Genomic DNA, 15,064 nt, shown 5'->3' with positions numbered 1-15,064 from the left:
ACCTACTCGACTATTTTTTTAAACTTGTTATACGATTTTTCAATATCGAACTGCTGAATATGATCATACCCATTCTTTGCCAATCTTATTCGCAGTTCATCATCGGTAATCAATTTAATAATATTATTCGCCAAAGCCTTTGCATCTTTAATATCGCACAAGAGGGCATTTTCTCCATCAATAGCCATTTCTTTATAACCATCATTATTCGTACAGACTATTGCACAACCGCATTGCATAGCTTCACCTATAGTCAGTCCCCAGCCTTCTTTTAGACTAGTACCTACAAAGATTGCTGCTTCATTATAAATTCTATTATGAGTTTCTTTGTCTGGCTTTTGATAGTATTCATACCACTCTGGTAAATCAGAAGGTCTTTCAGGTGTTCCAAATAGAGTAACGTGCAAACTTGGGAACTTTTCCTTTACTATATCTAAAGCCGCAAAACCATAAGACAATCCCTTACGATAATCATAATGATATAACATTACAATCTTTGTACTTATTCTTGTTGCGATATCATTCTTCAGAAAAAAGTACTTAAAGTCGAATCCGTTAGGAACTAAGTAACTAGTAAGTCCTTCTTTTCTCACGATCGCCTGAAGCCAATTAGAAACAACTATCAATATTAGATCCAAATGGTAGCTCGTCAAGACTTCAGTTTGAGACATATTCCAATCTTCAAAACCCTGTATCAAATAAAGTTTATTATTCTTATCTCTTGAATAGTTACTCACATACGGAGCTGTCTCAACAGCAGTAGCAACATACACATCAGTCTTAGGAACATTTTGAAATTTCAACGTTGTAACATAATGTTCTTTTATACGAGAATCAAGATCGAACCAATTTTTACCTGAATAATGCTTAGAAATTTTAGCTAGCATAAACCTTGCCAAGCGTATAAATGCGCTTTTTAGTCCACGATCTTTTCCAAGCATCATGGCATAAACTAGGTGTACTTCATATCCATCTTTAGCTAGCCGATTAGCATATTCATATACAATTTTAAATCCTCCTACAGGTAGCAACGAGGGCTGATGAAAAATGAAAGTTATGCTCTTCTTATCCATTTGTATAACTTAAATAATGCTTGTGCTAATCCATAATATCCAGACAATGCCAAACACACTGCACTTTGCAGTGGACGCTTATCTTTAGGAAATCTATAATTAGCTATATATTGATGATTTATCTCTCGAAATAATTCTATAAACAATTCTTTTGAGTAATAATTACCAAAGAACACATCATCTTTAACTTTAGCTTTCTTCAAAAACAATAAATCTTCATACATCGATAGATCTTCTTTCAGAATATGCTCTAACGACTTGATAACTTGTATTCGAGACATTAACTTTTTTATAGACATACCTTTGACCAAACTTGTACCATTTGAGTATTGATCGTAATGATAAAAAGCCATAGGAAGATAAACCACTTTAATGCCTGTCTGAATTACTGATACATTAAAGAGAAGATCTTCGCAGTAAGATACCATTGTATCAAATTTTATCCCCACATTGTTGTAACAAGCTCGTTTCACGAGCTTGTTACAACAACTACCATGTAGTTGTTGTAACAAGGCTCGTATCAACTCGCTTTTTTTCAAATAATCACAATTTTGTAAAATTCTTTTTGTTTTATTTTGGTATTCTTCAAAGTAATCACAGATTACCATGTCTGCTTTGGTATCTTCAGCCTTACTCCACAGCTCCTTCAACATTGCAGCATCTACCCAGTCATCAGCATCTACATGAATCGTATATTCGCCTTGTGCTTGTTCTATACCTAACTGTCTTGCTGCAGCAACACCACTGTTCTTTTGATGAAAAACTTTTACCTTACATTCTTTTTGAGCATAGTCATCACAAATCTTACTTGAAGCATCTAAAGAGCCATCATCTATGAGAAGAATTTCATAATCGCTAAAATCCTGTGCCAACAAACTATCTACACATCTATGTAAATATTTCTCAGCATTATATATCGGAACTATAATGGATACCTTAACCATGTAATCTTTTGAACTTCTTGATCTATAACATTACATACGTTATCCTCAAACTTTGAAATAATGATTTTTCGCAGTTGCTCTATAAAGATAGAAATGAGGTAAATAAAAATTGGAAGTATACATACTATTCCAAATATCGGTATATGATATTCATACTTCAATGTCAAAGCAATGCTACCTATACAAGGCATTACTATCTTATTGAAATGAATAATATAAACAGCAAATGAATTCTTCGCTAATTTATTTACAAACGAACTATAAAATATACAGCTATTAAAAGCTAAGAAAAATAAAATAGATGCTACAACTATAAAAATTGTATTCAGATTTTGGAAAGCAGTAAAAGGAAATCCAAGCAAAGTTCCGTACAAAGTTTCTATCCCATCCATCAACAACATCACTGCTATAAAACTAAAAAAGAAGAATTGGAAGCTTCTTTTTTTAGTATAATATATTTTGATATATCTACCTGTTAGGTATAGTATAGAGAAGTTAACAATACCCCCCCCGAAATCGCCCTGTAACTGCCTTAAATTCAGCGCATAGCAAAATGTTGCCCAAATATAAAAAACGCAGTATAGGCCTACTAATAATGCCCTAAGCTGTATCTTATTTAAACGCTTTACCAAAGCATTTAAGAATGGAGCAACCAAACATAAAACCATATATGTTGATACAAACCAAAACTCACTTGACAGAGTCGGAAAAAGATAACTTATACTCCCTATAATTCCATGGTGTGTAAAAAGTAGAATTAAAAAAAATGGTATAGAATAACAAAGAACAAGACTTTCTATTCGTAATAGTTTTCCAAAATTAAGTTTAATTCCAAAATATCCAGATATCAGTACAAAAACATTTACAGCTATTACAAAAATTCCGTAAAGAATATGCTGCACAATATAATCAAAACCGCCGAAAGGTAGCAAATGATCATAGTCCATTTTAAATCCAAATTTTATGATATGCCCACCAATTATAAATAGCATACAAATAATTCTTAATAATTCGATATTAGAATTTCGTTGTATGTTATTTTCTACCTTTTCCATTATTCTTAAAGATATTTGAATACAAATTACGAATACGTTCTAAAACAGAAGTTATTAATAGATAACTCCTATTACCTAGATACTCTCTTATAGCCACCCAAAGCACCTCATTTCTAAACGAATACTTTATTTTTCTAACATCATAATATTCACGCTTATCAGACATTTTTTGAACAAATGCCCAATGTTCCGTAAAATCAGGCTCAAAGAATATAGTTTTATCTTCTTTGTGAAATTTCTTATCTATAAGCACTTCGTTTAAAAAATGTTCTAATTCAATAGCAGGTTCATTTTCTCCTCTAAAAAGAGAATGTACACATGTCTTCTGGAAAATTCCTATTCCTTTATAGTCATTTCCATCAATTGCTATTGTTGGAATGCCACAATTATCAGATATCATACATGATCCTGCAGAGGCTAAACACACGTCCATTTGTTTAACTAGACCTATAGGGATTGGGTAAATTAAACCTGTAAGATAAAATTTAAGATTTGGTATATTAGATAGCTTTTTTATCACATTTTTCTCAGAATCTTTGTCTTGTGCTCCCCCAACATAAATAAAATTAAAGTACTTCTCTTTATGTTGGAGAATAAATTCGATCACAGCTTTCAACATAGGCTGAACATACTCCTTGTTAGTTCTACCTATTGTTCCTATAGTATAATCTGCTTGTCCAACCTTGAGTTTTTCATCAAAATCTATATCTGCAAGCGTATTATTACAATAAGCTTTTAAAAAATAGCCCTCTATATTTGGGATATATGGCTCAAACATCTGAGGAACAGTTTCTGAAGTTATACCAACTAATTCCTTTCTATCATATTTGTATTTAAAAAACCTATATTGATATTCATTAAGACAATGATGCTCTAATAACATATAAGCTAAATGTTTTGCCTTAATATGAGCAGCTAACAATTCAGCCCATTCTGCCCCAGTTACCTCATGGGATTCTATAATACATTCCCCTTCATTATAATCAGGGATCCATGACAACATCTTATGTATAACCTTTCTAAGTATTATTTTAGGAAATACACTTGGAGGAAGTTTAAATAAAATACTATAATTCTTTAAAAAAGGACGTAACTCTTCTACAAAGATACGAGAGCCCTTATTCTCATGAATAACAATAGGAGTATATCCCTGCTCGCGCGCAGATATGATTTTATTTCTAGTATACATTTCCTCGCCTCCTATACTTTTTATAGATGGCTGGAATATAATATAATATTTCATTTTTTTCGAATCAATTCTAATCCATATTTTAACTCTTCAGAATGAGAAACAAAAGCTATTGTAAAATACACCATAAAAGCCGAAAGAATTCCAAAGACTAGTTTTAATATATTCGTTTCAAAACATAAAGTTACACTATAAGAGATACCACACATTACAAGACTGTTTATTAAAATTGGTGCTAGATCCTTCATTTGTATTCCAAAACCCACATGTATTAACTTACCTGTATAATGCGTATTAATAAGCAGCGCAATCATAGAACTTACAACCATTCCTATGCTCATTGCAATAAGATTGATATTTAGTGTAATCAATAAAATAACTACTCCTACAACTTTTTTTATTATTTCTAAACGCAAAAATAGATCTGTTCTACCTTTTACCTGCAATAAGTCCAGATTAATAGCATGGACAGGATACCACATCATAGCGAAACATAGAATTTTCAAATAGATGACACATCCACTCCATTTAGCTGTCAACAGAATGTTTACAAGAGGAGAAGATATTGCTACCAATAACATCATCAATGGGAAAATAATAAAAGCTCCCATACGTAGCAGACGGCGATAATTAATACTTAATCGTTCATCCTCATTTTGAATACTACTCAAAACAGGAAAAGTAACACGTTGGAATACATTTGATATATTAGAGGAAGGCATAGCTGCTAGAGACTGTGCTCGTGAAAATAGACCAAGATTTGCCGCAGAATAAAACTTTCCAATAATCAGAGGATATAAATTCTCATAAATAGTAGAAAGCAAGCCAGATGCAAGAAGTTTTGAGCCAAAGGAAAAAAGATGCTTAAAAGACTCTACCGAAAAAGTTCTTTTAGGGATCCACCTTACCCACATAAAAAGGAAGATCATACGACATAACCCTGCCGAGATATTTAAGGCGACTAAAGCCCAAACTCCATAACCATAAAAAGCAAACACTATACCTACAATACCTGATATAATGGTACTCAACATAGAAATCTTCGCTTGCGCCTTAAAATCTATTTTAATCATTAGATGTGCTTGTTGCACAACACATAAAGAGCTAAATATCACAGTCAGACCCAGAACTTTTGTCAACGGGGCTAAAATAGGCATATTATAGAATACAGCTATTAATGGAGAAATCAGCCATAAAACAAGATATGCAATTACTCCTACTGCTATATTAAAATAAAAAGCTGTAGAAAAATCCTTATCAGTCCTATCTTGTTTTTGTATGAGAGCATTAGAAAATCCACTATCAATAAATGCACTCGTAACAGAAATAAAAATGGTTAACATTGCTATTAAACCATAATCTTTAGGCATTAACAAACGCGCTAAAAATAAAGAAAACAGAAATGATATTCCTTGAGTAGAGAATCGCTCAACACTGCTCCACAGTAATCCGTTTTTTGTTTTTGCTCTTAATGACTTCTCACTCATACTAGTTAACACATAAATTAAGTATCAAGCCTTTCACCAAATAATTATTTCGGAACACCTTCACTATTTTAATCTAAACCATATTCAATTACGAAGTATTCGAACTTTCGCAAAAAGATCATATATAATAATTGTAGAAAAATATATAATCTAACTCAAAATAGTCTATAAGTTTTTAAGCAACAAAAAACTTTCACGCGCCATATCTCCAATTCTAGGAATCAGTGATTGTAATTTAAGACTTAATTCTTCACGATTTTGCCAACATTTACTACTTACAGATATTAAGTTTAAAGGATTATGTGGATCACAAATATAATTTTGCACTTGACATAACTCAGCAAAACCCTTTAGTTTGTGTGCTTTAGGCTCGTGTCCATAATCAATAATTACTGTTGGCACACACATTGACAAACCTGCAACTGCAGCATGTACTCTTCCTGAGATTAACATATCAAAGTGAGATATGAGCCGTTTAATGATGTGTGGAGGATAAATACTTGTTAACAAATGTACCGAGGAAGCAACTTCTGTCTGTTGTAATAAATCATACAACTGCTTTACCATTGTATAATCTCTACCATGGATCATTTTAAAATGTGGAGGCAATTCAAATCCATTTGAATGAGAGAACAAACATACATCAACATTATGTTCTTTAATCAACGAAGTTATTAAGGTTATATATGATGAATATTCTTCACACTTCCAATCTGTACGGTTGAAAGGACCTTGAAGCATGTTCCATCCACATAATGTGAAACCAATTACAGGTTTCTTCTTGTTTTCTAATATTGTACCTTCTAAATATGGAGCAATCTCTTGTTCTGTTGCAGGCTGAAAAATAAAAGCAGGACATGATAAATCATAAACCCTATCTAATTTGAATTGATAGGTTTCAAGCACTTTTCTACTAACAGGCTCTCGGTTTGTTACTATATCAAACGCCTCGAATGTTTCCTTTGCTAATCCCAGTAATTTCATATCATTAAAAGGACCAGGAGACCCTGCTAACATTGCAGTTTTCTTACCTAGAATTTGAGCAACTCTGTCTTTCAATAAGCCTACTAAAAAACGATTATTACCTGCAATATCAGTGTTGACTCCCCACATATCTCCAGAAAAGTCTATTACCAAATCTGATTTCATAACTTCTTCAATATAAGGAGTTGTCTCTGGCATTGTCCCCGTTTCTTTGTAAATCTGTGCTAGAGCATATTCTTTATAAGCATTTGGGACATCATCGTCTGTAAAACCGTAGTAATATTCCATTGGTACACATGAGATATCGATTAATGCACAGAAATCGTCTGTCATCTGAAATGTTGTTCGAATTTCAGCATCAGGAAAAATTTTGTGCAATTCCTTAAAAAATGGTTCAATAACATAATAATTACCTATATTACCAAATTCCATTCTTCCCCAATGCAAAGAGCATTGTCCTATTACAAATATATGCCTCATATACTATATTTCATTAAATATTTATTATTTCTATTTTCCTCTATAACGAATCCGTATTTTCGATAAAAAAATAAAGCCTCATTATTTTTGATGACCTCAAGTCGAATAAAGCTATATCCTTTAAAGAACTTTAATTGATCCAATAAAGCACGAGCTATACCCCTTTTACGATAATCTCTATCAACAGAGATAAATGGTATATAAATTTGAGAAAGTTCCTCATTTAAATATGCAAACATAAGCCCTATTAATATATTATCTAACCAAACTTCAAACCTTTTTGCCTTAGAACAAATTTTATCTAAATACATATCTAAATCTTTTACCTCCTCTATAAATGGCGGATTAAAATCATTAGACACTTTACAAATATATTTCTTTACTTGTAGAAGCGAAGCCTCGTCAACTGTATACCTCAAAGTTATCATTTTGCTTATATTAAAATATAATTTAAATAGCAAGTTTTAGCAAGTCTCTATTGATAACCATTGTGGAATACTAAGAAGCATTTCACTCTGACCTTGCTCAGAAGAAGCATTCATTACTAAAGTTCCTATCGAATCATTTGCACCTCTAAAAGTAGACACTTTATCTCCTTTTTTTACCCACAAATCTTTCTCTATTATGGAAGAGGTAAGATCATCCCTTATTTTAAGTTCCTTGAATAAGCCATCTTTTTCAGAATGAAGAATAATTTCTACCCAGTTTCCTATATAAGGTTTCTGTGATATTAAGGGAATTTCATCGCCAACTGCTGCACAAGTACATGCCATAATAAGATCCACACCAGTAGCATAACGTATCATCTCGCTTAAACGATTTCCACCACCTCTAGGTGTTACCTCCATAATATATGGCTTATCATTCTGTCCTATACGAGTTTCTATATTATAAACAGAGGTTTCCATCTGAAGCAAAGTAAGAAGTCGTTGTATTTCCGATGTAAAGTATTGTTCCTGCTCTTGTGTGAAAGTTGATGGCCATGAGAAAGCTGCAGGTATATATGGGTTTTCCGCATCCTCATCAAAATACTGTGAATTGAAACTGATAAATTTTAGTTTACCTTTCTGACAAAAAGCATCACAATCAGAGGAGCATCCCTTCTTTTCAATAAACTCCTCAATGATTATATTACCCTTAATAGATTGTTCAAAAGCATTATCTACTGCTACAGATAATTGTTCGACATTATCAACACGCATTACCCCCTTGCTTCCTGCACTGTCGGTAGGCTTAACTATGATTGGATAATCGAATTTCGCAGCATCAGCCAAAGCATCTTCTTTGGCTGAATATCCTTTTGACTTAGGAACATTAAATCCATTGTCACGAAGAAAAGCACGAAACTTATCCTTATTCTGTAGAATCACTACACTTTCGTATGGTCCAAAAGATGGTAAGTGTAATTGATTCTGAACATAGGAAGCTGATACTACTCCCGGATCCACACCAAAAGACATGATCCCATCTATCTTCTTTTCTTTAGCAACAGCCAAAACAGCTTCTTTGTCAACAATGCTGACATTGACATACTCATCAGAATATTTATGGGCAATATTATCAGGTAAATTATCGCAGGTAATGACATAATACCCTTTTTCATGAGCAGCCTTTATAACTGGTAGGAGATAGCGAATACCTCCCAAAAGCATCAACTTTTTCTGTTTCATATCTCGTTAAATCGTTACTTCACAAAAACGCTCCTTTACAACTAATTCTGCGTAATATTTTTTCTTTAAAGAAGCCTTATATTTTTGTACTTTCGTAGAGAGTGCAGGAGCCTGATTGGTTGGAATGATATATGCTTTAACTTTAGAAATATCATCATGAAGTTGTTCAATTGATTTTTCAATCTGCACTAATGCATGCCCAACATCCTTCCCGTTCAACTCGACAAAATATTCAGCACCTAACTGGGTATCTACTTTCAGTAGGTTATCACACTTATCTCCCACCTTAATAGCACATCCATCAACCTGAATTTTCAAGCAAGCTTGTTTACTAGGATTATGAAAAATAATCTTTTTCTTATTCTCTTCAAATTTTATATTCGAAGCATTTGTTCTTGTAATACAAGCCGTATCAATTGCCTTCATAATCTAAAAGTAGCTCAAAATCGCTGCTAATACTATCTGATACTGCATCTAAAGACTCCGCAGAAATTAGTCGAAGCTCATCATCCTTGATACTGATAAGTTTTCCATTTGCAAACGCCCATGCGTTAATATCATCGTAGGACATATAAGATGTAGTAGAAAGTATTTCCGAAAGCCTTGCCTTAGCATTGCCATCCTCATCAATAACATGTTGCGCTTGTATCAAATTGTTAATTGATGTCATAATATAGGGACTGTGGGTAGTTACAACCAATGTATTATCCCGCCCATTATCAAGCATCGTAACTATATGCTTGATCAGCTCATATTGTGTTGAAGGAAAAAGATTTTCTTCAGGCTCTTCAATTATAAGAAAAGAAGAATGTGGCTTGCTAATGCGCTGCACCAAACTTGCTATTTCCTTCAATCCATTAACAGTCTCAGAATTACCCTTCGCGTCCAAGAATACTTGAAGGAGCTTATCTAAACTATTTTTGATTTCTTCTTGCTCTAAAATAGCATTGATATTCTTATCATCTGTAGTGTCTTCACCCCCTCTTATATGCTTAAGCAAAGCTTTTTGCAAAGAGCTATAATTATCAAAGGACATATCAGGATCGTTATGAAAAATCCAATCTGTACTATAAGCTACAAATACCAGTAACGGAACCAAAGCCTGCAGTCCACTAGAAGTTTGATTAAGAGAAATTTCTTTACCTGAAGCCAACGTTATAACATCCCCTTTTTCTGTGTCAAATGAATATGCACATCCTAAATCTAGCAATGATAATCTATTGTTACCATTAAATTTATAGCGTACACGAAGCCAATCGAAGATAAAGTCTCGTATATAATTGTGTTCCAAAGAGAGTGTTGAAATATTCGGTATATTTATAATATTTCTCTCTGCAGGAACATAGGTTATTTTACTCATATCAGTATCCTTCAATCTTCCATTCACTTCTATTTTAAAGTTACTTAAAGAATGATACGTAAATGAGATGAGTTCGCTTTTATATTCTATAAAGGACGTTTCTACCAAGAAACTAGCAAATTTATGATAAATTAAGAGATGCTGTAGGAGAAAGGATTTATCAATATGAGCGTAACCCTGGTTTACTAATATATTTTTCTCCAACCAAGCACAGAAGCTGATAATCTTAGCAAGCGTACTCTTACCTATACTTTGAGGTCCAATAAAGATATTTACTTTATTGATCGTAATTTCAACGTCGGTAATAGGACCAATATTCTGTACTTTTAACCTTGCTTTCATAGCCTTTTTAGCTCATTATCTACTTAACAATAATTCGAAGCACCCTTTGCACATCCTCTTCACTCAACAGATGATGCATCGGCAAACAAATAACCTCCTTTGCCATTTTCGTAGCAACAGGTAAATTAGCAGGTGCAGCACTTGGCAATCCTCTATAAGTGCTAAAGGTACTAATTAGTGGATAGAAATAACGTCGTCCCAAAACGTTGTTTTCACGCATACGGAAATAGAGTTCATCACGCGTCTCACCATACTTCTTTGCATCTACAAAGATAGGGAAATAGCTATAATTGTGTCGAACACCTGGCATATCTTCCCAAAAAGAAATGCCTTCTATATTGCGTAAAGCTGCTCGATATTGTTCTGCAACTTTATGACGCGCCTCAATAGCAGCATCAACATGCTTTAAATTTATCAAGCCAATAGCCGCACGAATTTCATCCATCTTACTATTGATACCAGGCCCCACAACTTCAGTTTCATTTGCAAAACCAAAGTTTTTAAGGTAATCAATGCGCTGCTTCATCTTGGCATCATGCATAACGAGCGCACCACCTTCTACCGTGTTGTAAGTTTTAGTAGCGTGGAAACTTAATGTACTCAAATCACCTGCATTCAACACACTCTTACCATTCACCTTTACACCAAAGGCATGGGCCGCATCATAGATAACTTTAAGTCCATACTTGTCGGCTATTCCTTGTATAGCATCGGTATCACATGGTTTACCATAAACAGGCACAGGCATGATAGCTGTTGTCCGTGGCGTAATAGCAGCCTCTATTTTATTAGGATCCATACAACCTGTTCTTGGGTCAATATCAACAAAAACAGGCTTACATCCGTTCCACCAAATGGCATGCGTTGTTGCTACAAAGCTATAAGGTGTGGTAATTACTTCGCCTGTAATGCGTAAAGCCTGCAATGCTGTAATCAAAGGCAAGGTTCCATTCGTAAAAAGGGAGATATAGGGTACGTCAAGATATTCGGCTAAAGCTTTTTCTAGCTCTTGATGATAATGCCCATTATTTGTTATCCACTTACGTTGCCAAATATCTTCAAGATAGGGTTGCAACTCATTTAAATCGGGCAGTAATGGTGATGTTACTGTTATCTGTTTATTATCCATTATTATCAACTTATAATATATAAAGTAAGACTAATATTTATCTATCCACCGCATAAATGGTTTTTCGACATATCTTCTACGAAGTACATCTATCAAACTACAAAGAATATAGATTACAATAGGAATAGGGATGCTATAAGCTATGACATATAATAAATCTTTATGTATTAGCCTTGGCATTGCCAAGAGGTCTTTCCACAGCCAATGACGCATTGTATCACTTGCTGCATGAATAAGTAATACTGCGAATGTTCCTGCTGAGAAAAAATTGATAATCTTATTTGTAAACGACTTCATATTCTTAGCAGTAAGAAAAGAAAAAACACCTACTCCTAAAGCCAACAACTTATTAGAATCTGATACAAAATAATAACACCAAAGCCCCCAATTGGAATTTCCAAATTTTGCTCCTAACTCAATTAAAATCACAACACTAGCTATGCTTAATACTGCAAAAAGGATTAAACCGGCAATAGCTACCTTACGGCTATCTGTGTATTTATTGGGATACAACCGAAAGTAAGCTGCTATAAAATATAAAACTGCATACCAAAAAGGCTCATTCATAGTAGAACTGTGAAAGAATGTTGCCGTAAAAGTACAAACGAACAAAATACCGAGCAGAAACCGCTGAAACATTTTTTGATCTAAAGTACCTATCAACTTATTATATAATGGAACAAAAGCATAGAAAACCATAAAGCTTGCCACGAAGTTACTATTGATCGATTGAAATAAAAAGACCATAGGCTTCACAACATCCACCAATGTAAAGGCTTCATAACCTGTACTCCAAAAGATTAGCTGAATAATATAGGAATAAAATAAAATTTCAAAGAGCAATTTAACATATCGTTTCCATGTTAATGTCTGCTTACAAAGAAAATAACCAGAAATAAGTATAAAACTATTAATTGCTGTTTTACCCCACATTCCCCATACTTCAAAGAAATATTGCTGTGCTGTTGGATGTAAGTAATCATAAGTACTAGTTAATCCTGAGTTTACTACTGAATGATGAGCTATAACCGAAAGCATTGCAAATATTCTCAACAACTCTAAGTTGCTACATCTTTGCCTTCGGGGAGGGTAAGTGTTATATTCTTACTCATTTATCTTATAATTTTAAACATTAATTCATAAATTCAACTAATCTATCGCGGAAGAACACATCAACTCCTCCTTACCATACACAACGACATTGTAAGTAAGAAGAAAGCCTACCTTGTGTGCAGAACACGACTTTACACGACAAGATATGCATACAAGCAAACGCATGTCGTGGAAAGTCGTGGAAGGTCGTGAAAAGTAGATGCAACAAAAACTGTGTTATGCAACGACTAAGCACGACTTTACACGACAAGATATGCATACAGGCAAACGTATGTCGTGGAAGGTCGTGGAAGGTAGATGCAACAAAAACTGTGTTATGCAACGACTAAGCACGACTTTACACGACAAGATATGCATACAGGCAAACGCATGTCGTGGAAAGTCGTGAAAAGTAATACACTATGCATTTTTATGAAAAATATCTTTTAATCTACAACTATGTATATTGCCATAAACTATTATATTTAAAATATGACTCAACCTTATTATTTTTCCAATAGCTATACTTATGTATGCAACTAAAAGTGCGAGCAACAACAGCATCACAAGCTCTAACAAATAATTACCAGTTCTAAGTCCCCAAAGACCAAGAGAATTTATATCAATTATAGGTAATAAAAAGTAATGATATATATAAATATCCAGCGTATTCTGTCCTATAAAAGATACTTGCTTAACAAATTTATTTTCTTCTGCAAAGAATTTTTTAAATATAAATACACAAGCTAAAATAGCCGTAAATGGTAAAATCTGAGCAAAACGAACCAACGTCTGATTATGATACAATACAAATAATGGTATAAAACTAACCAAAGCAAGGGATAAAATTGCATTACCAAACACAAAGTGCTTTACTTTTTCAGAATGAGCTAATAAAAAGCCAAATGCAAAATACAGCCATAGTCCATTCATCATATCTAAGCTGAATAAGCCTTTAACATCTAAGGGAGAAAATACAGCTAGCCCTTTTAAAAAACAGAAAACCCCAACAATGTATAACCCTAAAAGAAAAGTACGATTAATAAAAAATTTAGTTGGCTGAATAAGTAGGTAGTAGACTACTAACATATACAAATACCAATAACCTCCCTTAAAACTATCGTAGCACATATCTTTTACACTATGATGATGTATAAATATAGTAAGAATTACTCCTATAGTCATCATTGGTAATAATAGGGCAAAACACTTATGTAGCAATTTAAAACTAGTAGGAATTCTCTTTAGCACAAATCCAGACAAAAACAAGAATAGGGGCATATGAAAAGAAGCTATGACTTCATAAATCATATTATCCCCCCCCCCACACATAGCTGAAAGATGTCCGATTACTACAAGGATTATTGCAAAAGCCTTTAGAGCGTCTATATATACTATACGTTTTACCATTATTTTTTATTACATTTACTTTGTTTTTCGTCAACAACTATGGCAAAATAAGTAGAAATAAATCTATTGCGGAAGAACACATCAACTCCTCCTTACTATGCACGACGACATTGTAAGTAAGAAGAAAGCCAACCTTGTGTGTCCGCTTTAGAATATGGGATTATAGGACATAGCTCACCTAAGCTGTATCTTATATGGCTAATCAAGCTAAACTCCTATTAATCAATATTCGCAGATATTTCTAGTTGCACATCGCTATTATAATTTTACAAAGGTAAAAGAAAATAGTTAATCTTCAAAGTAAACGCAGCGTTTTATTAGGAATAGTTATAACTAACAAGCAGAATATTTAACTTGTAGAAGCGAAAGAACAAAGAAAGAGAAATTATTTATAAACAAAATAGTAAATATTAATTACCTAAATTAACACTTTTGGGGACACCAAAATAGAAGTAAAGAAGGTGATAAAATAGAGCAAAAATAGACACTTTCTAGGTTTTCGATAAAGATTTACGATGAAAACGATAACCTTTTACTCTGTTATAGATAAGCTTTTAATGGGTAAAACATTATCTTTTGCACTGAGAAAGGTTACCTTTTAAAGGTTTTGGGCTATTAAAACGAAGATAATTTTATTTACAAAACAACAAACAATTGATAATCAATCATTTACAAATACATTCGTTTTTGGCATATTTGAACATAAATATGGTTTGCTGGAAAATATGAGAAAAATAACAGTTGTTTTGTTTGGTTATTTCAGATAGGACAATGACATAAAAAGTTTTAGACAAGACGGACAAGATTAACATGATGTATTAACAATGCAACGACAGAACACGACTTTAC

General features: G+C 33.3%; 14 protein-coding genes. 1 reads left to right on the top strand and 13 read right to left on the bottom strand.

Going from position 1 to position 15,064, the window contains the following annotated elements; translation table 11 throughout:
- Positions 1-2 precede the first annotated feature (2 nt).
- The 12 genes from PREBIDRAFT_RS07595 to PREBIDRAFT_RS07540 form a co-directional block, all read right to left on the bottom strand.
- Complete coding sequence (locus PREBIDRAFT_RS07595; protein WP_004338084.1) at positions 3-1,073, bottom strand: glycosyltransferase family 4 protein; 1,071 nt, start codon at positions 1,071-1,073, stop codon at positions 3-5.
- Positions 1,055-2,017, bottom strand: a complete 963-nt coding sequence (locus PREBIDRAFT_RS07590; RefSeq protein WP_004338085.1) for a glycosyltransferase family 2 protein — start codon at positions 2,015-2,017, stop codon at positions 1,055-1,057. Before PREBIDRAFT_RS07590 ends, PREBIDRAFT_RS07595 begins: the two co-directional genes overlap by 19 nt.
- A complete protein-coding gene (locus PREBIDRAFT_RS07585; RefSeq protein WP_004338086.1) occupies positions 1,996-3,072 on the bottom strand; it encodes an acyltransferase family protein in 1,077 nt (358 codons plus the stop codon). Before PREBIDRAFT_RS07585 ends, PREBIDRAFT_RS07590 begins: the two co-directional genes overlap by 22 nt.
- Positions 3,053-4,315, bottom strand: a complete 1,263-nt coding sequence (locus PREBIDRAFT_RS07580; protein WP_004339587.1) for a hypothetical protein — start codon at positions 4,313-4,315, stop codon at positions 3,053-3,055. Before PREBIDRAFT_RS07580 ends, PREBIDRAFT_RS07585 begins: the two co-directional genes overlap by 20 nt.
- The gene (locus PREBIDRAFT_RS07575) at positions 4,312-5,748 is read right to left on the bottom strand and encodes a lipopolysaccharide biosynthesis protein (protein WP_004338088.1); all 1,437 of its coding nucleotides are present in this window, start codon (positions 5,746-5,748) and stop codon (positions 4,312-4,314) included. The genes PREBIDRAFT_RS07580 and PREBIDRAFT_RS07575 overlap by 4 nt, the downstream gene beginning before the upstream one ends.
- 165 nt (positions 5,749-5,913) lie before the next feature.
- Positions 5,914-7,164, bottom strand: a complete 1,251-nt coding sequence (locus PREBIDRAFT_RS07570; RefSeq protein WP_238295908.1) for a polysaccharide pyruvyl transferase family protein — start codon at positions 7,162-7,164, stop codon at positions 5,914-5,916.
- Between the two features lie 44 nt (positions 7,165-7,208).
- Complete coding sequence (locus PREBIDRAFT_RS07565) at positions 7,209-7,640, bottom strand: GNAT family N-acetyltransferase (RefSeq protein WP_004338090.1); 432 nt, start codon at positions 7,638-7,640, stop codon at positions 7,209-7,211.
- 36 nt (positions 7,641-7,676) lie between these two features.
- The gene (locus PREBIDRAFT_RS07560) at positions 7,677-8,882 is read right to left on the bottom strand and encodes an ATP-grasp domain-containing protein (RefSeq protein WP_004338091.1); all 1,206 of its coding nucleotides are present in this window, start codon (positions 8,880-8,882) and stop codon (positions 7,677-7,679) included.
- Positions 8,883-8,888: 6 nt separating this feature from the next.
- Positions 8,889-9,308, bottom strand: coding sequence for a hypothetical protein (locus PREBIDRAFT_RS07555; RefSeq protein WP_004338093.1), 420 nt, complete (start codon positions 9,306-9,308; stop codon positions 8,889-8,891).
- A complete protein-coding gene (locus PREBIDRAFT_RS07550; protein WP_004338096.1) occupies positions 9,295-10,584 on the bottom strand; it encodes an AAA family ATPase in 1,290 nt (429 codons plus the stop codon). The genes PREBIDRAFT_RS07555 and PREBIDRAFT_RS07550 overlap by 14 nt, the downstream gene beginning before the upstream one ends.
- A 19-nt stretch (positions 10,585-10,603) precedes the next feature.
- Entirely contained in the window at positions 10,604-11,713 is a 1,110-nt protein-coding gene (locus tag PREBIDRAFT_RS07545) for a DegT/DnrJ/EryC1/StrS family aminotransferase (protein WP_004338097.1), read from the bottom strand.
- Between the two features lie 30 nt (positions 11,714-11,743).
- A complete protein-coding gene (locus tag PREBIDRAFT_RS07540) occupies positions 11,744-12,766 on the bottom strand; it encodes an acyltransferase family protein (protein ID WP_238295909.1) in 1,023 nt (340 codons plus the stop codon).
- A gap of 259 nt (positions 12,767-13,025) precedes the next feature.
- On the opposite strand from PREBIDRAFT_RS07540, the gene PREBIDRAFT_RS11460 reads away from it, so the two are divergent.
- A complete protein-coding gene (locus PREBIDRAFT_RS11460) occupies positions 13,026-13,214 on the top strand; it encodes a hypothetical protein (protein ID WP_155114406.1) in 189 nt (62 codons plus the stop codon).
- Between the two features lie 11 nt (positions 13,215-13,225).
- On the opposite strand, the gene PREBIDRAFT_RS07535 is transcribed toward PREBIDRAFT_RS11460, so the two are convergent.
- Complete coding sequence (locus PREBIDRAFT_RS07535; protein WP_004338101.1) at positions 13,226-14,215, bottom strand: acyltransferase family protein; 990 nt, start codon at positions 14,213-14,215, stop codon at positions 13,226-13,228.
- Positions 14,216-15,064 lie beyond the last annotated feature (849 nt).

Origin of the sequence: Prevotella bivia DSM 20514, from assembly GCF_000262545.1 — a bacterium.
Classification (GTDB): domain Bacteria; phylum Bacteroidota; class Bacteroidia; order Bacteroidales; family Bacteroidaceae; genus Prevotella; species Prevotella bivia.
The sequence above is the reverse complement of the archived record's forward strand: the minus strand, read 5'-3'. Positions and strand labels throughout refer to the sequence as shown.

What these genes read in the sequence shown, in the direction of transcription:
- PREBIDRAFT_RS07595 (WP_004338084.1), bottom strand. Translation starts at nt 1,073, where the DNA reads ATGGATAAGAAGAGCATAACTTTCATTTTTCATCAGCCCTCGTTGCTA.
- PREBIDRAFT_RS07575 (WP_004338088.1), bottom strand. Translation starts at nt 5,748, where the DNA reads ATGAGTGAGAAGTCATTAAGAGCAAAAACAAAAAACGGATTACTGTGG.
- PREBIDRAFT_RS07570 (WP_238295908.1), bottom strand. Translation starts at nt 7,164, where the DNA reads ATGGAATTTGGTAATATAGGTAATTATTATGTTATTGAACCATTTTTT.
- PREBIDRAFT_RS07550 (WP_004338096.1), bottom strand. Translation starts at nt 10,584, where the DNA reads ATGAAAGCAAGGTTAAAAGTACAGAATATTGGTCCTATTACCGACGTT.
- PREBIDRAFT_RS07545 (WP_004338097.1), bottom strand. Translation starts at nt 11,713, where the DNA reads ATGGATAATAAACAGATAACAGTAACATCACCATTACTGCCCGATTTA.
- PREBIDRAFT_RS07555 (WP_004338093.1), bottom strand. Translation starts at nt 9,308, where the DNA reads ATGAAGGCAATTGATACGGCTTGTATTACAAGAACAAATGCTTCGAAT.
- PREBIDRAFT_RS07560 (WP_004338091.1), bottom strand. Translation starts at nt 8,882, where the DNA reads ATGAAACAGAAAAAGTTGATGCTTTTGGGAGGTATTCGCTATCTCCTA.
- PREBIDRAFT_RS07565 (WP_004338090.1), bottom strand. Translation starts at nt 7,640, where the DNA reads ATGATAACTTTGAGGTATACAGTTGACGAGGCTTCGCTTCTACAAGTA.
- PREBIDRAFT_RS07535 (WP_004338101.1), bottom strand. Translation starts at nt 14,215, where the DNA reads ATGGTAAAACGTATAGTATATATAGACGCTCTAAAGGCTTTTGCAATA.
- PREBIDRAFT_RS07590 (WP_004338085.1), bottom strand. Translation starts at nt 2,017, where the DNA reads ATGGTTAAGGTATCCATTATAGTTCCGATATATAATGCTGAGAAATAT.
- PREBIDRAFT_RS07585 (WP_004338086.1), bottom strand. Translation starts at nt 3,072, where the DNA reads ATGGAAAAGGTAGAAAATAACATACAACGAAATTCTAATATCGAATTA.
- PREBIDRAFT_RS11460 (WP_155114406.1), top strand. Translation starts at nt 13,026, where the DNA reads ATGCAACAAAAACTGTGTTATGCAACGACTAAGCACGACTTTACACGA.
- PREBIDRAFT_RS07580 (WP_004339587.1), bottom strand. Translation starts at nt 4,315, where the DNA reads ATGAAATATTATATTATATTCCAGCCATCTATAAAAAGTATAGGAGGC.